Origin of the sequence: Pantoea sp. DY-17, from assembly GCF_019795975.1 — a bacterium.
In the GTDB taxonomy this organism is placed as follows: Bacteria; Pseudomonadota; Gammaproteobacteria; order Enterobacterales; family Enterobacteriaceae; genus Pantoea; species Pantoea leporis.
Map to the genome: position 1 here is coordinate 119,671 of NZ_JAIMIG010000005.1, position 19,506 is coordinate 139,176.

General features: G+C 57.8%; 18 protein-coding genes and 1 riboswitch. Of the genes, 9 read left to right on the forward strand and 9 right to left on the reverse strand.

The window, feature by feature from the left end; all coding sequences use genetic code 11:
* Positions 1-250: 250 nt before the first annotated feature.
* Together K5Y33_RS20150 and K5Y33_RS20155 are read right to left on the reverse strand one after the other, a co-directional pair.
* Positions 251-679 carry an organic hydroperoxide resistance protein gene (locus tag K5Y33_RS20150; protein ID WP_101763806.1) on the reverse strand — a complete coding sequence of 143 codons (429 nt, stop codon included), beginning with the start codon at positions 677-679 and terminating at the stop codon, positions 251-253.
* Between the two features lie 99 nt (positions 680-778).
* Positions 779-1,243 carry a MarR family winged helix-turn-helix transcriptional regulator gene (locus K5Y33_RS20155; protein WP_110867890.1) on the reverse strand — a complete coding sequence of 155 codons (465 nt, stop codon included), beginning with the start codon at positions 1,241-1,243 and terminating at the stop codon, positions 779-781.
* A 62-nt stretch (positions 1,244-1,305) separates the two neighbouring features.
* On the opposite strand from K5Y33_RS20155, the gene K5Y33_RS20160 reads away from it, so the two are divergent.
* Positions 1,306-1,899 (forward strand): HD domain-containing protein, encoded by a 594-nt coding sequence (locus tag K5Y33_RS20160; RefSeq protein ID WP_222234978.1) that lies wholly within the window; start codon positions 1,306-1,308, stop codon positions 1,897-1,899.
* Positions 1,900-1,942: 43 nt separating this feature from the next.
* On the opposite strand, the gene K5Y33_RS20165 is transcribed toward K5Y33_RS20160, so the two are convergent.
* The 7 genes from K5Y33_RS20165 to K5Y33_RS20195 form a co-directional block, all read right to left on the reverse strand.
* Positions 1,943-2,239, reverse strand: coding sequence for an HTH-type transcriptional regulator (locus tag K5Y33_RS20165; protein ID WP_008104629.1), 297 nt, complete (start codon positions 2,237-2,239; stop codon positions 1,943-1,945).
* Positions 2,240-2,486: 247 nt separating this feature from the next.
* A complete protein-coding gene (uca, locus tag K5Y33_RS20170) occupies positions 2,487-6,086 on the reverse strand; it encodes an urea carboxylase (protein WP_222234979.1) in 3,600 nt (1,199 codons plus the stop codon).
* A 79-nt stretch (positions 6,087-6,165) separates the two neighbouring features.
* Positions 6,166-6,801, reverse strand: a complete 636-nt coding sequence (locus tag K5Y33_RS20175) for an urea amidolyase associated protein UAAP2 (RefSeq protein WP_222234980.1) — start codon at positions 6,799-6,801, stop codon at positions 6,166-6,168.
* Positions 6,801-7,508 (reverse strand): urea amidolyase associated protein UAAP1, encoded by a 708-nt coding sequence (locus K5Y33_RS20180; protein ID WP_222234981.1) that lies wholly within the window; start codon positions 7,506-7,508, stop codon positions 6,801-6,803. Before K5Y33_RS20180 ends, K5Y33_RS20175 begins: the two co-directional genes overlap by 1 nt.
* A gap of 11 nt (positions 7,509-7,519) precedes the next feature.
* Positions 7,520-8,266, reverse strand: coding sequence for an ABC transporter ATP-binding protein (locus K5Y33_RS20185; protein ID WP_222234982.1), 747 nt, complete (start codon positions 8,264-8,266; stop codon positions 7,520-7,522).
* A gap of 10 nt (positions 8,267-8,276) precedes the next feature.
* Positions 8,277-9,089, reverse strand: a complete 813-nt coding sequence (locus tag K5Y33_RS20190; protein ID WP_101763813.1) for an ABC transporter permease — start codon at positions 9,087-9,089, stop codon at positions 8,277-8,279.
* Between the two features lie 14 nt (positions 9,090-9,103).
* Positions 9,104-10,162 (reverse strand): putative urea ABC transporter substrate-binding protein, encoded by a 1,059-nt coding sequence (locus K5Y33_RS20195; RefSeq protein WP_101763814.1) that lies wholly within the window; start codon positions 10,160-10,162, stop codon positions 9,104-9,106.
* Positions 10,163-10,225: 63 nt separating this feature from the next.
* Positions 10,226-10,320: riboswitch (guanidine-I (ykkC/yxkD leader) on the reverse strand.
* 407 nt (positions 10,321-10,727) lie between these two features.
* On the opposite strand from K5Y33_RS20195, the gene K5Y33_RS20200 reads away from it, so the two are divergent.
* From K5Y33_RS20200 to K5Y33_RS20235, 8 genes are all read left to right on the forward strand, one after another.
* Entirely contained in the window at positions 10,728-11,450 is a 723-nt protein-coding gene (locus K5Y33_RS20200; RefSeq protein ID WP_110867883.1) for a FadR/GntR family transcriptional regulator, read from the forward strand.
* Complete coding sequence (locus tag K5Y33_RS20205; RefSeq protein ID WP_222234983.1) at positions 11,447-12,442, forward strand: ABC transporter ATP-binding protein; 996 nt, start codon at positions 11,447-11,449, stop codon at positions 12,440-12,442. The genes K5Y33_RS20200 and K5Y33_RS20205 overlap by 4 nt, the downstream gene beginning before the upstream one ends.
* A complete protein-coding gene (locus K5Y33_RS20210) occupies positions 12,439-13,500 on the forward strand; it encodes an ABC transporter ATP-binding protein (RefSeq protein ID WP_101763817.1) in 1,062 nt (353 codons plus the stop codon). The genes K5Y33_RS20205 and K5Y33_RS20210 overlap by 4 nt, the downstream gene beginning before the upstream one ends.
* A 16-nt stretch (positions 13,501-13,516) precedes the next feature.
* Positions 13,517-15,034: an ABC transporter substrate-binding protein gene (locus K5Y33_RS20215; protein WP_222234984.1), complete on the forward strand. Its 1,518-nt coding sequence runs from the start codon at positions 13,517-13,519 to the stop codon at positions 15,032-15,034.
* 17 nt (positions 15,035-15,051) lie between these two features.
* Positions 15,052-15,993, forward strand: coding sequence for an ABC transporter permease (locus K5Y33_RS20220; RefSeq protein ID WP_137384873.1), 942 nt, complete (start codon positions 15,052-15,054; stop codon positions 15,991-15,993).
* A 2-nt stretch (positions 15,994-15,995) separates the two neighbouring features.
* Positions 15,996-16,877, forward strand: a complete 882-nt coding sequence (locus K5Y33_RS20225) for an ABC transporter permease (protein WP_101763820.1) — start codon at positions 15,996-15,998, stop codon at positions 16,875-16,877.
* Between the two features lie 9 nt (positions 16,878-16,886).
* Positions 16,887-18,485: a gamma-glutamyltransferase family protein gene (locus K5Y33_RS20230; RefSeq protein WP_222234985.1), complete on the forward strand. Its 1,599-nt coding sequence runs from the start codon at positions 16,887-16,889 to the stop codon at positions 18,483-18,485.
* A gap of 173 nt (positions 18,486-18,658) precedes the next feature.
* Positions 18,659-19,372: a DUF3053 domain-containing protein gene (locus K5Y33_RS20235; RefSeq protein ID WP_110867877.1), complete on the forward strand. Its 714-nt coding sequence runs from the start codon at positions 18,659-18,661 to the stop codon at positions 19,370-19,372.
* Positions 19,373-19,506 lie beyond the last annotated feature (134 nt).

Below are 19,506 nucleotides of genomic sequence, written 5' to 3' on the forward strand. Positions count from 1 at the left end.
CCTGGTGTCGTTGTATCAACCGTTATGTGACTGTTTAAAGACAGCAGAGTTCGCTAAACCGCAGTAAAAGCGTGACGCAAGATGCAGGATCGGGACGATTCCGACTGGCGAAAGGGCGATGGCGCGAAGCCGAGCAGTAGAACATTTAACCAATGGTAAGACCAGATAAATTTTCTAATCGAACCGGTTAGCGTTTTATTCAGATGTGAAAAAGGCTCCCGCAGGAGCCTGTTATCGTGAATAACATCAACTAGTTGATGATGTTCAGCGTCACGTCGATATTGCCACGCGTTGCGTTTGAGTATGGGCAAACGATGTGTGCCGCATCTACCAGCTTCTGCGCTTCAGCTGCATCCATCTCTGGCAGATGAATATTCAGTTTGGCTTCAATACCGAAACCGTTCGGGATTGGGCCAATGCCAACTTCGCCTTCAATCCATGCATCTTTCGGCATCGAAATCTTGTCGCGGCCAGCCACAAACTTCATCGCTCCGAGGAAACACGCTGAATAACCTGCAGCAAACAGCTGCTCCGGGTTAGTCACTTCGCCGCCTGCGCCGCCCATCTCTTTTGGTACGCCCAGTTTTACATCCAGCACGTTGTCGGAAGAAGTAGCACGACCATCACGACCGCCGGTAGCTTTAGCTTTTGCAGTGTAAACAACTTTTTCTAAAGACATAATAACCTCATTAATTCGCTATATAATCGCGCACTACTTATTATGCGCAAACCTGAACGTCATCTTTTGGGTTGTCGGGACAGCGACTTCCCCTGTTTATTAATTGGCGCGGTAAAGGCTATCGCGCAACTCGTCTAACTGAGCTTTCAGTGATGCCATCACCTGATCATCGCAGGCTGTTGCGCACTGAATAGCTTCCGGAATACTTTCTGCTTTATCACGCAACGCACGACCTTCATCGGTCAGCGTTACCACAACCTGACGCTCATCCTGACGGGAACGCTGGCGATGCAATAAACCCGCGCTCTCCAGACGTTTCAACAGCGGCGTCAGCGTGGCTGAATCAAGAAACAGCTGCTCGCCAATCTCAGAGACCGTCACATCGTCCTGATTCCACAGCACCAGCATCACCAGATATTGCGGATAGGTAATCTCCAGCTTTGATAGCAGCTGGCGATAGACTTTGTGCATCGCGAGATTCGCCGAATACAGTGCAAAGCAGAGCTGCTGATCTAACTGAAGTGGCGCCTGCTTCACTTTTTTGTCATCTTGATTACTGTTCATGGGTTTCAATATAAATAGCGCGCTAGATAATTGCAAGCGACTTTTCTCTGGGAGAGTGAAATATGCGAGATTCACTGGAAGAGCAAGCGCGCCGTTATGCCACTGAGGCGCATGCCGCTGCGGGTCAACGTCGCAAATACACTGACGAGCCTTACATTGTGCATCCGGCGGCCGTCGCCGAATTAGTGCGTAGCGTTACCGATGATGAACAGATGATTGCCGCCGCCTGGCTGCATGACACGGTAGAAGACACGCCCAGCACCATTGACGATATCGAACGCCATTTCGGCCCGCGCGTGGCGGAACTGGTGGACCAGCTCACCGACAGCGCGCAGCCTGCGGCAAAAAACCGCGCCGCGCGCAAGCTGGCGCATTTCCGTCATACCGCCGATGCCTCGCCCGAAGCGCAAACCATCAAGCTGGCCGACATCATCGACAACACCCGCGCCATCGTGCAGTACGATGCCGACTTTGCGCGCGTCTATCTGGTGGAAAAGCAGATTCAGATTCAGCTGTTACGCCAGGGCGATAGCCATCTTTGGCGGCAGGCAGAGCAGACTATCAAACAAGGGCTTGCGCAGTTAGCGCAACCGCCGTACAGCGTGCCGGAGAGCTGGTTCGTTAAACAGGCAGCAAAGTATGGCTCCATAAATTAAAAAACCCGCCATCAAGGCGGGTTGGATCATCCCAAAAAAGGGATTACTCCAGCAGCTGACGCCCTAAATAAGGGTTGGCCTGCAACAACTTCATCAATTTACGCGCCGTAGCGGAAGGACGTGTACGTTGCGCCTCCCAGCTTTTCACTGACGAAACGCTAACACCCATCACACGGGCAAATTCGTCAACCTGCATGCCGGTCATCTCGCGCAAACGCTGCGGCTCGGGAACTGTAGTCTGATTGATTGAAATTTCTGATACGGATGGCTTCGCGTCACGTGTCAAAACAATCTGCTCAAGGCTGCTGAGCAACTCGACCATGGGATCTTTTAATTCCATAGAGAACTCCTTAAAAACTCACTATGAAGCACGTGAAAGTAGAGAGGTAAGCGCCACCAGGCGCTGAAACCGGACGATCAGGCTGTATCCCGAAGCGGTTTCGCATAGTTATTATCAAACCGATGCGGGACACAGCCTGTTGAGCACTGCAAAAGATGTCAGGGCAATGCAACAATAGTTCGGGTTTCTAAGTATGGGACATATCCCCGACTTTGCTGCCAGATTCCTGATTATTTTTTATTCTTTCTTATGCCACTTTTGGGTCGATCACCATAAGCAATTGACCTGCCTGCACTTGCTGCCCAGGTTGCCGCGTCAGACTATGGATTTTTCCACTGACGGGCGCGACGATCGGGATTTCCATCTTCATTGATTCGAGGATGCCGACCGTGGCCCCCGCACTGATTTCACTGCCTTCCTCCACCAGCCATTGCCACACGCTGCCCGCCACCTGGCTCTCAACGGGATGACAACCGGCTGGCACCACACTCTCTTCGCTGCTCTGCGCTTGCAGTTGGCTATCAAAGGTAAACTGCCCTTCCGCTCGCCAGCGCGCCAACTCCTCATCAAACGCCTGCTGGCGCTGCTGCTGGAAGGCATCAATCTCCTGCGCGTGCTGCGTCAGCATCGCCTGATACTCGGCGAGGCGGAATTCACCCTGTTCCACGCGTAGCGGATAATCGCCCCACGGGAAACGCTCACGAATCTGCTGCAACTCGTCGGCATCTACCGGATAAAAGCGAATTTGATCGAAGAAGCGCAGTAACCACGGCTGGGTAAACGCAGCTGTGGGGCGATCGCGGTTCCACATCTGCATAGTGCGTCCAACAAACTGATAGCCGCCCGGCCCTTCCATGCCGTACACGCACATATAAGCGCCGCCGATACCGACCGAATTTTCCGCCGTCCAGGTGCGCGCCGGATTGTATTTGGTGGTCACCAGGCGATGGCGCGGATCGAGTGGCGTAGCCACCGGCGCACCGAGATAGACATCGCCCAATCCCATGACCAAATAAGAGGCGCTAAATACGATCTCTTTTACCGACTCAATGCTATCCAGCCCATTGATGCGGCGAATAAATTCAATATTGCTTGGGCACCACGGCGCATTCGGTCTGACGGATTGGTCGTAGCGCACAATCGCTTCACGACAGGCCGCATCATCCCAGCTGAGTGGCAGCCAGACGGTGCGCGCAGGCACGGCCGCATCGGCCAGGCTCCCCAATGCTAAATCAGCGTGCAATATTTGCGCCACTCGCTCACTTCTGCCACACATTTGTGCGTCATAATGAATTTGTAGCGAGCGGATGCCAGGCGTCAATTCCAGTTGCCCCGGCAGCGGGTGCGCTTCCAGCCATTGCATCAGCGCATGCACGCGAAAACGCAACGCGATATCCAGTTGCAAATCGCCATATTCCACCAGCAGAAAACGGTCGCCCGCCGCCCGAATACTGAGCGAAGGACGTTGCTCCGTTGCCGCATGATGGTGCAGAACCGGATCAATTAAGGGCAGCGCCGCGTTCACTGTAATCGGTTGAGATTGCAGTTTGATGATCTCGTCACGCTGCGCCTGCGCCAGTTGATCGGCGGTGGCAAGTTCGATCGGCTGGAACTGGACGCGATCGCCAGCTTTCAGCTGCCCCAGCTTCCACAGATCGGCTTCGATCACCGTTGCCGGACAAACAAATCCTCCCAGCGATGGGCCATCCGGGCCGAGGATCACCGGCATATCGCCGGTAAAATCCACGGTGCCGAAGGCGTACGCATTGTCGTGGATGTTCGAGGGATGCATGCCCGCTTCGCCGCCATCGCTGCGTGCCCAGGTCGGTTTGGGGCCGATCAGGCGAATGCCGGTGCGGCTGGAGTTGTAGTGCACTTGCCACTCAGCGGCAAAAAATTCCGCGATGTCATCATCGGTGAAGAAGGTTGGCGCGCCATGCGGACCGTAAATCACCCGCAGCTGCCAGCTGCCGTTCAGTGACGGCAGCAAATTATCCGGCAAGCTGGCCGCTGTCAGCACCTGCGGCGCGGCGAGATGCAGCACATCACCGGCGCGCAACGCGCGTCCGGCATGACCACCAAATTTGCCGAGGGTGAAAGTGCTGCGGCTACCCAGATAGCGCGGCGTATCGAGGCCACCGGCCAGCAGCAAATAGCTGCGGCTGCCATCTCGTACTTCGCCGAGCGTCAGCGTTTGCCCGGCCTGCGCCGTCAGCCGCTGATGCATCGGTATCGTTTGTTGATCAAGCTGCGCGGCAATCGGCGCGCCGGTCAGGACAAAACTGCAGGCCTGGTTGAAGCGCAGCGTCGGGCCACGCAAGGTGATCTCCAGCCCGGCGGCCTGAGCATCATTGTCTAACAGGCGATTACCCAGCTGGAACGCGCGGCTGTCGAATGGACCGGAAGGCGGCACGCCAACATGCCAAGAACCGATGCGGCCCGGCGCATCTTGCACTGTGGTTAAGGTGCCGCCGCTGAGAATATCCAGCGTTGGCGGCTGCCACTGCAGGGTGCCGAGCGTGGCGGTGATGATGCGTCCCTGCTGCACGTCCGGCAGCGTGCACAGCTGGCGCAGCCATAGCAAATTGGTTTCGATGCCGTACAGTTCGGTGGCGGACAGCGCCTGCGCCATGCTGCCTAGCGCGCTGGCACGGTCTGCGGCATGTACAATAAGTTTCGCCAGCATCGGATCGTAAAATGGCGAAACCTCCATGCCGCTCTCAACGCTGCTGTCGATGCGCAGCGTAGCGCCCTCAATCGTAGTCGGGAACTGCACATGGCTGAGCAATCCCGCGCTGGGCTGGAACTGCTTAGCCGGATCTTCGGCGTAAAGCCGTACCTGAATGGCGTGACCTTGCGCGACCGGCTGCAAATCGGCCAGCGGCGGCAATTTTTGCTGCGCCAGTTCCACCATCCAGCGCACCAAATCAACGCCATACACCATTTCGGTGACGCCATGTTCCACCTGCAAGCGCGTGTTCACTTCGAGGAACCAGAACTGCTGGCTGGCATCGTCATAAACATATTCCACCGTGCCCGCGCTGCGATAGTTCACTGCCCGCGCCAGCCTTACGGCGGTGGCCTGCAACTGCGCGCGCACCGCAGCGCTCAAGCCCGGTGCGGGCGTCTCTTCCAGCACCTTTTGATTGCGGCGCTGGGCCGAGCAATCACGCTCGCCGAGCGCGATGACTTCACCTGCGCCGTCGCCAAAAATCTGCACTTCGATATGGCGCGCACGCGCAATAAACTTCTCTAAAAACACGCCATCGTCGGCGAAGTTGTTGCCCGCCAGGCGCTTCACGCGGGTAAATGCCGCATCGAGCTGTTCGGCATCGTCGCAGCGCTGCATGCCAATGCCGCCGCCGCCCGCGGTGCTTTTCAACATGACCGGATAGCCAATCTGCGCCGCCATCTGCTGCGCCTCGGCCAGCGAAGACAGTAAGCCGCTGCCCGGCAGCAGCGGCACATTATTCTGTTCAGCCAGCGCACGCGCGCTGTGTTTCAGGCCAAAGGCCGCCATCTGCTCGGCGCTCGGCCCAAGAAAATGCACGCCCGCCGCTTCGCAGCGCGTGACAAACTCCGGATTTTCACTAAGAAAACCGTAACCGGGATGCAGCGCCTGCGCGCCACTCTGCGCGGCTATCGCCAGCAATTTATCCTGATTGAGATAAGTGTCTCGCACCTGACCTTCACCGAGCGACCAGGCTTCATCCGCCAGACGCACATGGCGCGCATGACGGTCGGCTTCGGCGTACACGGCAATCGCCCGGATATTCATGGCTTGCAGGGTTCGAATAATGCGCACGGCAATCGCGCCACGGTTGGCAATTAATACGCGATCAATCATGACTGAATACTCTCGTTGCGGCAGGTCGTCCTGCGTAGCATTGACGGCAGAAAACGGGTCGTCCCGTTGCGTCAGAGAATCACCACACGCTGACTAAAATCGGCGTTGGGTTGTAACCGTTGCAGGGATTGTTGAGCTGCGGGCAGTTGGAGATCAGCACCAGCACGTTGATGTGCGCCAGCATCTCGACATATTTGCCCGGCGCAGAAATGCCGTCGGCAAAGGTCAATCCGCCATCCTGCGTCACCGGCACGTTCATGAAAAAGTTGATGTTGTGGGTGATGTCGCGGCGCGTCAGGCCAAACTCCGGCTGTTCCGCCACCGCCAGCATCCAGCTATCGCGGCACGAATGCATATGGCGCTTCTCCAGGTCATAGCGCACCGTGTTGCTCTCGCACGAACAAGCGCCGCCGAGCGTGTCGTGACGGCCGCAGGTATCGGCAGTGATGGTCAGCATTGGGCGATCAAAGTTCGAGCGCAGCACGCTGCCGGCCGTCAGAAACACATTGTTTTGCCCGCGCAGCGTGTCGCTCATGCTGTAGCGTTCGGCGGTATCCTCAGCATTGAAAAACAGCGTATCGGCGGCTTGATTGCCTTCAAGATCGGTGATGCGTAGTGTTTGGCCCGCCTCGATGCGCTGCAGCCAGTAATCACCGGCATCAATTTGTTGCTGGAAGCGCGCTTCGGCTGGATTGCGCTGACTTTCAATGATCATCACATTTCTCCTTGCAGTTGATACAGCGCGTTATTGCGCAGACCGCGCTGATTCTCGTCGCGCTCGAGACACATCGCCGGCAGCGGCGCGTGTTGCGCATCCAGTTCGATCTGCACCGGGTGGCGCGGATAATCCTGCGATGCGCTGAGCGGATGCGGGCAAGTGTGCAGCAGCACCAGCGTGTCCATCGCGAAACGTAAACGCACGCTGGCACCCGCCGCGCCCTGACGTTCCAGCTGCAAAGTGCCACTGTCGTCGGCGCGCACCTGCGCAAACAGGTTGAGGCAGGACGCCATATCGCGCTGGCCGAGCCCATATTTGGCCAGCTCGACGAGAAAACTGTCGTAGCCATTTTGATGGCGCAGATTGCGCGCCTGCTGATAGGTGCTGGCCCCAAAACGCGCGGCGGTTTGTGCGGCATTCAGCGTGCCGCACACGCTTTCGTGCCAGCCGAAGCTGTCGTGTTCGATGCCGCAGAAAATACGTCCCATATCTGAATAGAGACAATGACCGGCGGTGAGGCGGAAAGTGTGCTGGCACTTCAGGGTGTCGGGCGCGTTATAGCGCTCCAGCAGGTTTTCCGGGTTGTAAAACAGCAGGCCGACGTTGGCGCCACCTTCGACATCGGTGAGGGTCAGCGCGCTGCCGCTGCGCATCACCAGCGACCAGTGTGCGCCGCTCGGCAACAAGGTTTGGTAAGGCTTCATGGTTTTCTCCTTTAGGCGACCTGCGGTTCGGATGGCTGTGCGCGATCCAGCGGCAGATCGTAAGTGATGGTCGCGCCCCAGGCTTCAGGCGCGTGCGGATCGTGGCGCAGCTTGTCGAACACCAGCAGACGCGATGCAAGGCTAAATCCCTCTTTCAAATCGTGGGTGATCATGAAAATGGTCAGGTTATGCTGCTGCCACAAACGGGTGATCAGCTGGTGCATCTCGCTACGGGTGCCGGGATCGAGTGCGCCGAAGGGTTCATCGAGCAGCAAAATGCGCGGCTGCTTCATCAACGCCTGCGCCAGCGCCAGACGCTGCTGCATGCCGCCCGACAGCTGATGCGGATATTTATTCTGTGCCTGTTCAAGCCCGACCTGCGCCAGCATGGCCTGCGCGCGCTGGCGAATCGCCTGGCGTTTCTTTCCCCACACGCGGCCCAGCCAACGCGCACTGCTGAACTCGTCGCCCAGCATCACGTTGCCCAGCACCGTCAGATGCGAAAACACGGAATAACGCTGAAACACCACGCCGCGATGCGCATCCGGTTCGTCGGGGATAGGTTCGCCATCCAGCAACAGCTGGCCTTTGCTGGGCGCTTCAGTGCCCAGCAGCATATTCAGGAAGGTGGTTTTGCCGCAGCCGGACGCACCGACAATCGCCACAAACTCGCCCTCTTCAACCTCAATGTTGAGGCGCTCCAGCACCACTTGCTGGCCGTAATGTTTCTCAAGGTTTTTCAGTTGCAGTAACGGCATCGCTCGCCCCTTATTTCGCGTGATACCACGGCCAGCAGCGACGGCTAATCAGCCGCAGCAACAGGTCGAGCAGAAAGGCCAGCAGCGCGATCCACGCCACGTAGGGCAGAATCACATCCATTGCCAGATAACGCCGCATCAGGAAGATGCGATACCCCAGGCCTTCCGTGGCGGCGATGGCTTCGGCGGCAATCAGAAACAGCCACGCCGATGCCAGCGACAGCCGTACCGCATCCAACAGGCGCGGCATTAGCTGCGGCAGGATCACGCGCCATAAAATCTGTGCGCTGTGCGCGCCGAGCGTCTGCGCTTTCACCAGCTGCTCGCGTGGGATCTTCTGCACCTGCAGCTGCAAATCGCGGGCAATCAGCGGCGTAATGCCGATGACAATCAGCACCACTTTCGATACTTCGCCGAGACCAAAACAGATAAACAGAATCGGCAGAATCGCCAGCGGCGGCACCAACGCAAACAGCGTCACCAGCGGCGCCAGCACCGCACGCACCACCGGCAGCGCGCCGGTGAACAGACCCAGCGCCAGCGCCAATAGCGCGCTGATCGCCACACCACACAGCAAACGCAGCAGACTGGCGGCGGTATCGCTCCACAACAGATATTCGCCAGTGCGCGGGCTGGGCTGAAACGCCATGCGGCTGATGGCGTCGCCCATGGCGTTAAAGCCCGGCAACAGCTTGTCTGCCGCATTCAGGCTGAGACGCGCCTCCGACGCGAACAGATACACCAGTAGCAGCGCCAGCAGCGGCAGAATGCCCAGCAGCAAGCGCCCCAGCGGCAGCGGTTGGTAGTTGATCAACTTACGCATCGGCATCGCCTCGCTTACAGCTGCCCGGCGGCGGCCATTTTGGTGTACTCATCGGTGAAGCGCAGTTTGAGGTTACCCGCATCGCCCCAATTGCCCGCAGGCGTTGCCACGCCAACCACATCGGCGCTCGGCGCGCCCTCGCCCAGCAAACCGTGCTTGAACGAGAACTCGGCGACCATCTGCATGGTGGCTTTGAGCTGTGGGCTTTGGACGAAATCGAGGGTGGTTTTGGCATCGCTAAACAGATGCGTGGCGGCCAGCTGCTGGTCAAAGCCCGCCAGATCGGTGCCGGAAGCCTGCGCCATTTGTGTACGTGCCGCTTTAGCGCTGTCGGTTGAGCCGGACATGGTTTTCAACGTTTCATACCATGCGCCGGTCAGCGCTTTGCCGAGCTGCGGATACTTCTGCAGCGTGGCGCTGTTGACCACCAGCAGATCGAGGATTTCGCCCGGAATTTGCGCGGAAGAGAAAATCAGATGGCTGTTCGGCTGCTTCTCCGCTTCGGCGAGCAGCGGATTCCAGGTAACGATAGCGTTGACGTCGGCGGTGCCGAACGCCGCCACCAAATCGGCATCGGCGGTGTTCACCACTTTGACATCTTTCTCGCTCATGCCGGATTTCTCCAGCGCCCGCGCCAGCAGGTAATGCGAAACCGAGAGTTCGACCAGATTGATCGGCTTGCCTTTCAGCGCTGAGAGGTTGCCCGCGCCTTTCAGCAGAATGCCGTCGTTACCGTTGGAGTAATCGCCAACGATCAGCGCCGTGCTATCCACGCCGCCGGTGGCCGGAATGGTCAGTGCATCCATGTTGGTCATGGTGCAACCAGCAAAACCCCCGGCGGTGTATTGATTCACCGACTCGATGTAGTCGTTAACCTGCACAAACTGGATATCGATGCCGTATTTGTCAGCCCATTTTTTGACGATGCCGCTCTGCTGCGCGTAATCCCACGGCATCCAGCCCGCGTAGATCGACCAGCAAATCTTAAAGGAGGGTTTGTCGGCGGCCAGCGTGTTGACGCTGAACAGCGTGATGGTGCAAAGCAACAGCAGGCGAAGGCAGGCTTTGATCATGATGGTTCCTCTGGCGTTAACGGACGAAAAAAAAGCAGGAGGCGGCGAGCAACGTTCTCGCTTTCCTCCCGGGCTTTTTTCCCGCCGTGTAACCGTCAGAGGACGGTCGGTCACTCTCGGACCAGCATCTTTCGACCGGAACCCTAGTGACCCATTGCAAATTGTCTGGCGACCTCGGTTGCCCGCTATCGCTCCTGCATCTGCGTTAACACATACAAAATAGATGCCAAGGTTATATCCCGCTGAAAACCATCGGTTATTCACCCACCGTGCGTCGCCGCACTGCTGGCATTGCACAGATAAGCAGCGCGCGCGCACCACCGTGAAGCAGTATGCCGGTGAGGACGTTGACGCTTCTCGCAATTCTCAACCGGCACTGAAAAAACTTTTACTTTGCGATCATGTGGTTATTACACATTGATGACACGCTAATCCGAACCAATTAAATATTGGTTCACTTCTTGCCTACGCTAAGAAAGCTGCCGAATTCGCCTTTTATCAGGAAAAGTGCTGGATACGCGGCGATTACCGATCTTTTTCTGAAGTATAAACAGGCGAACCAATCATGAATGACACGCCAGAAACCAGCCGCAACTCCAGCACCGCACTTGAGCAACTGCGCCAGCTGATTCAGCAACAGGAGCACACGCCCGATCGCGCGCTGCCCACCGAACGTGAGTTAGCCGAGCGGTTTGGCATCGGTCGTCGTGAAATTCGCCGGGCATTAGATGTGCTGGAAGAAGAGGGCCGCATCTGGCGTAAACAGGGCAAAGGCACCTTTGTTGGGCCCTCCGCGCCAGTGCAACCGCTGGTGCTACAGGATCTGCCGCAACAATCGAATCTGCTTGAAGTGATGGAAGCGCGTTTGCAGCTGGAGCCGGGGCTGGCAAGTCTTGCCGCCCTGCGCGCCACCAAAGAACAAATCGCCTTAATGAATCGCCTGCTGGAGCGCATGCACGCCATCACGCCGCCTGAAGATGGCGATCAGCATGAACTGTGGGACAGCGCCTTCCATCGCGCCATCGCCGAAGCGGCGGGCAATCGCCTGATGCTCGGGCTGTTTGATGCCGTCGATGCGGTGCGCCGCGATCCCGGCTGGCAGCATTTGCGGGTGCAGGCGCGTACCCCGGCACGCCTGGATAACTATGACACCCATCATCAGCGGCTGGTGATGCACATCGCCCAGCGCCAGCCCCATGAAGCGGCAGCGGCGATGCGTGAGCATCTGCTTGCGCTGCAACAGGCGCTGATGGAAACGCTCTATTCCCGTCAGGAGGAAGCGCCATGACCGCATATCCCGTTTTATCGCTACGCAATCTGCGCGTGCAGTTTCGTGGTTCGCCGGTCACGGTACTGGATGATATTTCTCTGGAGCTACAGGCGGGAGAAACGCTGGCGCTGGTCGGTGAATCGGGCTGCGGCAAAAGCATCACCTCACTCACGTTGATGGGTTTGCAGCATGACAGTGCGCAAATCTTGCAGGGCGACATGCTGTTTGATGGCCGCGATCTGCGCCAACTCAGCAGCAGTGAATACGCCAGCCTGCGTGGCAACCAATTGGCGATGATTTTTCAGGAACCGATGACCTCGCTTAATCCAGCCTTCACGCTTGGCGATCAGCTGAGCGAAGCGGTGATGCGCCATCGCAAAGTGAGTAAGCGCCAGGCAATGGACGCGGCGCTGGCGATTCTGCAAAAAGTGCAAATTCCAGCAGCAGAACAGCGGCTGAAAGCCTATCCGCATCAGCTCTCCGGCGGCATGCGCCAGCGCGTGATGATTGCCATGGCGCTGATCAACCAGCCAAAACTGTTGATTGCCGATGAACCCACTACCGCGCTCGACGTCACCATTCAGGCGCAAATTCTGGCGCTGTTGAACACCCTAAAACAGGACACTGGCACCGCAGTATTGATGATCACGCATGACCTCGGCGTGGTAGCGGAAGTGGCGCAGCGCGTGGCGGTGATGTATGCCGGTCAGGTGGTGGAGAGCGGCAGCGTGGAGCGTATTTTCAACGATCCGCAGCATCCGTACACCATTGGCCTAATGGGCTCAATTCCCAGCCTGAGCGCGCGTGAAGGGGCGTTAGCCACCATTCCCGGCCAGGTGCCGTTGCCGGAAAACATGCCGGCTGGCTGCCGCTTTGCCACGCGTTGCCCCTTCGCCGAAATACGCTGCCACCAGCATCGTCCGGCGTTGCGCGCACTGGCGAACGATCATCATGTGGCCTGTTTCCGCGCTCCGTTAGAGCAACACGTCACGCTGGGAGAAAGTGCATGAAGCCGATTTTAGAGTGCCGCGATTTAAGCAAAACCTTCTCCACGGGCAACCGGCTGTTTTCACGCAATCGCGGCGTGACGGCGGTCGATCGCGTTGCGCTACAGGTGATGCCGGGCGAAACGCTGGCGATTGTCGGCGAATCCGGTTCCGGTAAATCGACGCTGGGACGTTTGCTGCTGCGTTTATTGGCCGCCAGCGCCGGCGACGTGTTCTATCAGGGCGAAAGCATCACCGATGCCAGCGGCGCGCGACTCAATCAGCTGCGTCGCGAATTGCAGATTATCTTTCAGGATCCGTTTGCCTCGCTCAATCCGCGCATGACGGTGCAGCAGATTGTGGGCGAACCTTTGTGGCTGCATGAAAAGATGAGCCGCGATCAGCGCCACGCGCGCGTCGCCGAACTGCTGCGCACCGTTGGCCTGCCTGCGGCCTGGGCCGAACGTTACCCGCACGAGTTTTCAGGCGGTCAGCGCCAGCGCATTGGTATTGCCCGCGCGCTGGCCTCACAGCCGAAATTACTGCTCGGCGATGAGCCGGTTTCAGCGCTGGATGTGTCCGTGCAGGCGCAGGTGGTGAATCTGCTTGAGAGCCTGAAACAGCAGTTTGGCCTGACGATGGTGATCGTGGCGCACGGTTTGGCGGTGATCCGCCATATGAGCGATCGCGTGGCGGTGATGTATCTCGGTCAGATTGTCGAACTGGCCAGCGTCGATGAGATTTTTGATGCGCCGCTCCATCCTTACACGCAAGCGTTGATTGCCTCCGCGCCACAAATGCAGCCGGGCGTCAGTCGCACCATCCCAATGCTGCAGGGTGATTTGCCCAACCCAGCAGATCCACCTAGCGGCTGCCGTTTTCATACCCGTTGTCCCTATGCCACAGCGGAATGTCGCCAGTTTGAACCGATTAATCAGGTGCTGAGCGGCGGCCGTCAAATTGCCTGTCACCGCTGGCAGGAGATTAATCGCGATCGCAGCGTCATCACCCTTGCGCCACCTTCCGCCGCTTTTTTACGTCGCCGCGCCCTGTTTGAGCAGGCGGTGAATCAGCAAGCCTAACCTCTGGAGATACACCGTGAAGCAAGCTCGTCATACGTTATTAACCGCCCTCAGCGGTCTGTTACTGCTCGGGGCTAGCGCCCACAGCCAGGCTGACAGCGTGATTCGCATCGGCCTGGGCGCCGATCCCGACATGCTCGATCCGCATCTGGCGCGCACCTATTACGGCCGTTTTGTGTTTGCGGCCATGTGCGATCGTTTGGTCGATGTTGACCAAAACCTCAAAGTGGTACCGGGTCTCGCGACCGATTGGGCATGGAGCGAGGACGGCAAAACGCTGACCATGAATCTGCGCAGCGGCGTGACCTTCCACGATGGCGAAAAATTTGATGCGCAAGCGGTGAAATTCAATATCGAACGTGCGCAAACGCTGCCGGGTTCGCTGCGTAAAAGTGAAATCTCCTCGATTGAAAGCGTGGAAGTGAGCGGCCCGATGCAGGTGAAGTTCCACCTGAAAAACCCGGATGCGGCGCTGCTGAGCCAACTGACCGACCGCGCCGGAGCCATGCTGGCACCGGAAGCGGCGAAAAAGCCCGATTTCGCCGCTCATCCGGTCTGCTCTGGCCCGTATCAGTTCGACAGCCGTGTTCAGCAGGATCGCATCGTGCTGAAGCGCTATGACAATTACTGGAATAAAGGCGCCTATCACTTCGATAAGGTGATTTTCCTGCCGATCCCGGATGCTTCAGTGCGCCTCGCGAACCTGCGTGCGGGCGATTTGGATCTCACCGAAGGCGTGGCCGCCAGCGATGTGAAAACCGTTGAAGCCGATAGCAAACTGGCGCTGGCAAAAGTCACAGGTCTTGGTTATCAGGGCATCACTTTCAATATCAACAACGGCAAAGTCGATGCTAATAGTCCGCTGAAAGATGCGCGGGTGCGTGAAGCGTTCTCACTGGCGATTGACCATGATGCGCTGAATCAGGTGGCGTTTGAAGGCTTATATACGCCAGCCAATCAGGCGTTTTCACCGGTCAGCGCGTATCACGTCAAAACACCGATCGCACCGCGCGATGTTGAGAAAGCCAAAGCACTGCTGAAGGCTGCGGGTGTTACCACACCGCTGAATCTGACGCTGCTGGTCAGCAATAACCCGACCGCGCAGCAGGTGGGCCAGGTGATTCAGGCGATGGTCGGTGAAGCCGGTTTCAACCTCAATCTGCAAATGAGTGAGTTCGCCACCCTGTTGGATCGCCAGCAGCGTGGGGATTATCAGCTTAGCCTGTCGGGTTGGTCTGGTCGTCCGGATCCGGACGGCAGCATCTATTCGTTTATTAACAGCAAAGGCACGCTCAATGACGGACGCTACAGCAATGCGCAGGTCGATGAGTGGCTGAATGCCGCGCGTCTCACCAACGACCAGGCACAGCGTCAGGCGCTCTACACCCAGGTGGTGAACCAACTGCAAAGCGATATGCCGATTGCTTACCTCTACTTTGAGCCACGCATTTTTGGCATGTCGAAAAAACTGCAGGGCTTCAAAGCCTGGCCGGACGGATTGGTACGTTTGGCTGGCGTAAGTCTGGCGCAGTAAACCGCTAAGGAGCGAGGATGCTGGAACTGATTGTAAAACGGCTATTGCTGGCCATTCCGACGCTGCTGCTGGTGAGCATTATGGTGTTCGCACTGCAAAAGCTGCTGCCGGGCGATCCGGTGCTGGCGATGGCGGGCGAAGAGCGCGATCCAGCGGTTATCGCCCAGCTGCGGGCGGAATATCATCTGGACGATCCGATTCCCGCGCAATATTTCGCCTGGATGGGTAATGCGCTAACCGGCGATTTGGGCATGTCGCTGCGCACCAAAGAGCCGGTGACGGCGCTGATCGCCAGCAAATTGCCGGTCACGCTGGAATTGTCATTGCTGGCGATGATTATCGCGCTGGTGATTGGCATCAGCATGGGCATCATCGCCGCGGTGCGCAAAGACAGTTGGGTCGATCACACCACCAACTTTGTCGCGCTTTCCGGGATTTCAGTGCCTCACTTCTGGCTCGGTATTCTGCTGATTCTGCTGTTCTCAGTACACCTGCAGTGGCTGCCGGCATCGGGTTTTGTGCCGGTTAGCGAAGATGTGGCGCAGAACCTGAAAACGCTGCTGCTGCCGGCGCTGGTGCTTGGTACCGGACTGGCCGCCACGTTAATGCGCCACACTCGCGCTTCAATGATCGCCGTGCTGAAAGCGGATTACATTCGCACCGCACGCGCCAAAGGGCTGCTGGCAAAGAAAGTGGTGCTCAAGCATGCGTTGCGTAATGCGCTGATGCCGATAGTTACTCTCACCACGCTGCTGTTTGGCGAGTTGCTGGGTGGCGCGGTGCTGACCGAGCAGGTCTTCACGCTGCCCGGCTTTGGCAAGATGATTGTCGATGCGGTATTCAACCGTGATTACGCCGTGGTGCAAGGCGTGGTGCTGGTGGTGGCGATTGGCTTCTTGCTGCTCAATCTGCTGGCTGATGTGCTCTATATGATCATTAACCCGAAAATGCGAGGCTGACCATGAGCGAGGTATTAACCGCTGGCGCACTGCCTGCAGTGGCAAAGCCGAATCGTCGGGTGCTGAAAAAGTTCCTGCGTAATAAAAGTGCGCTGATTGGTGCGGTGATTGTGCTGCTGTTTGTCGCCGTGGCGCTGCTGGCACCGTGGCTGGCACCGTTTGATCCCATCAAAGCCAATTTCCTTGCGGTGCGTAAAGCACCTACGGTGCTGCACTGGTTTGGCACCGATGAGCTGGGGCGCGATATTTTGTCTCGCCTGGTGTGGGGCGCCCGTACTTCGCTGCTGGCGGGCTGCATTTCGGTGCTGATCGCCATTCTGATTGGTGTGCCGCTTGGGTTGATTGCCGGTTACTGGCAAGGCTGGTGCGACGGCATTATTTCGCGCTTTATCGAAGCGCTGCTGGCATGCCCGTTTCTGATTCTGGCAATCGCGCTGGGAGCGTTTCTCGGCCCGAGCTTATCAAACGCTATGATTGCCATCGGTTTATCTGCGATGCCGATTTTCGCGCGCTTGACGCGCGGCCAGGTGATTGCCATTCGCCACGAAGAGTACATTGACGGTGCGCGAGCGATTGGCCTGCCCGATCGCTGGATCATCCTGCGTTACGTGCTGCCCAATGTGCTATCGCCAATTCTGGTGCAGGCCACGCTGGCGATTGCTTCGGCGATCATTACCGAAGCCAGCCTCTCATTCCTTGGCCTCGGCCAGCAACCGCCCTCGCCTTCATGGGGTGCGATGCTGAATACCGCCAAAGGCTTTCTCGAACAGGCGCCGTGGATGTCGATTTTCCCCGGCCTGGCTATTTTTCTCACCGTGCAGGGCTTCAACCTGCTGGGCGACGGTTTGCGCGACGCGCTCGACCCACGTGATGACTCACACTAAGGAACGATCATGAGTGAACTGGATTTTAACGTCAGCTATGCCTCACACCGCGTACCGATGATGGGACGCAACGCGGTTGCCACTTCGCAGCCGCTGGCGGCGCAGGCCGGGATGCGTATGTTGCAACAGGGCGGCAATGCGGTAGATGCGGCGATTGCCAGTGCAATGGCGTTGACCGTGCTGGAGCCTAGCGGCAACGGACTCGGCAGTGACGCCTTTGCGATTATCTGGGATGGCAAACAGCTGCACGGTTTGAATGCCTCGGGCCGCTCGCCCGCCGCATGGAACCCGGAACGCTTTGCCGGGCGCGATGCCATGCCGGAAATTGGCTGGGAAGCGGTCACCGTGCCGGGCGCGGTTTCGGCGTGGGTGGAGCTGGCCGAACGCTTTGGCACGCTACCACTCACCACGCTAGCGCAACCGGCCATCGAATACGCGCGCGATGGTTTCCCGGTTTCACCGCTGATTGGTCATCTGTGGCAGCGCGCCTACCACAAGCTGAAAGATCAGCCCGGCTTCGTCGAGTGCTTTGCGCCCGATGGACGACCGCCGCGTGCCGGCGAGCTGTTCCGTAATCCGGCGCAAGCCGAAACGCTGCAAAAAATCGCCGAAACGCGCGGTGAGGCCTTCTATCGTGGCGAGCTGGCTGAAAAGATAGTGGCGTTTGCTAAGCAGCATGGTGCGGCGCTGAGCCTTGATGATCTGAAAAATCATCGCGCCGACTGGGTAGAATTGTTATCGCGTCCGTTTGCGGGCGGATCGGTGCAGGAACTGCCGCCGAACGGTCAGGGCATTGCCACCTTGATTGCACTGGGCATTCTTGAGCAGTGGGATATTGGTCGCTATGAACCGGATTCGGTGCCGTGGCTGCATCTGTCGATTGAAGCGATGAAGCTGGCGCTGGCCGATCTGGATCGCTATGTCAGCGATTACGATCACCTCGAGTTCCCGGCAGAATTGCTTCTCAGTGATGAGTATTTAAAACAGCGCGCGCAGTTGATTAATCCCGATCGGGCCGGAGATTTTACCTTTGGCTCCCCGCAGCAGAGCGGCACGGTTTATCTTTCTACCGCTGATGCCAGCGGCATGATGGTTTCCTTTATACAGTCAAACTACATGGGCTTCGGTTCTGGCGTAGTGGTGCCGGGCACCGGCATCAGCCTGCAAAATCGTGGCTGCGGTTTCTCACTCGATCCGCAGCATCCCAATGTGGTGGCCGGCGGCAAACGTCCGTTCCACACCATCATTCCAGCGTTTGCCCTCGACGGTGACGGCCAGCCGCTAATGTCGTTTGGCGTGATGGGCGGCCCGATGCAGGCGCAAGGTCATTTGCAGATGGCGCTGCGCATCATGCAGCATAAGCAAAACCCGCAGGCAGCGATTGATGCACCGCGCTGGCGCGTTGAGCAAGGACGTGCGGTGGTGGTTGAACCCGGCATCGACCGTAACGTGCTGGCGAAGCTGCGCGAGATGGGACACCAGATCACGCTGGAAGATCCTTTGCTCGGCTATAACTTCGGCGGTGCGCAGGCGATTGTGCGCGATCCGCAAGGCTTCTATATCGCCGCCACTGAAAGCCGTAAGGATGGGCAGGCGCTGGTGTTTTGATTTAACGTGTTAAAACGGTCACCATTATTGGTGACCCTGGAATTCCGCCATTTCCTTATCGGGTGCGCATTTATGCGCACCAGGCAAACGCCGCCCGTTGTACCCGTCAGGCCATTGCACTATTCTTTAGGACCATTCCCATCGAATCGAATTAGCCATAACAGGAGTTCATCATGGCGTCAGGAATTTCTCGCATCTGGATGCGTACCGGCATGCTGATGGTCAGCGCGTTAGTGGTGCTGCAACTCACAGCCTGCGGTGACAAAGAGGGCGATCAGCGTAAAGCGTTCAGTGACTTCCTTCAGAACACGGTGATGCGCAGCGGCGAACATCTGCCAAGCCTGAGTGAAAACCAAAAGCAAACCTTCGGCAACTACGCCAGCGACTACGCCATCCTTTATGGCTTCTCGCAGCAGACCAATCAGGCGATTGAGCAAGGTATGCGCCCGGTGGTTGATGAGTTAGCAGCGATTCGTGTACCGCAGGATTACCTCACGCGTCGCGATAGCCTGCGCCAGGCCAGCGGCAATCTGAGCGTGCTGACCCAGCAGATTCAGAGCGCCAAAATGCAGGCGGACAGCAGCAAAGCCACCCTGAAGCAGCCGGATGATCTGAAGAAAGTGTATGACGCGGCCTACGTCAAAGTCGTGACGCAGCCAGCGAGCACGCTGATTCCGCTGCTGCCACAGCTGCAGGCGCTGAGCCAGGCAGCCGTGCAAACCGGCGACTATCTGCAATCGCAAGGCACGCGCGTAACCTTCAACGATGGCGGCGTACAGTTCCCAACCCAGGATCAGGCAACGCAATACAACACGCTGATGAGCAATCTCTCCAGCAACGCGCAAGCGCTGACGCAAGCACAAAATGCGGTGCAAGGCGGGTTGTAACAGCCGAACTATTTTAGTGGTCGCCATCAATGGCGACCCTGAAAGTCTGTTGTCCCTTTTCAGAATTTCGTCACTTCCTTACAGCTCACTTATCTGCTGCAGCATATTGTGATCTGGCGCATTTTCGACCAAAA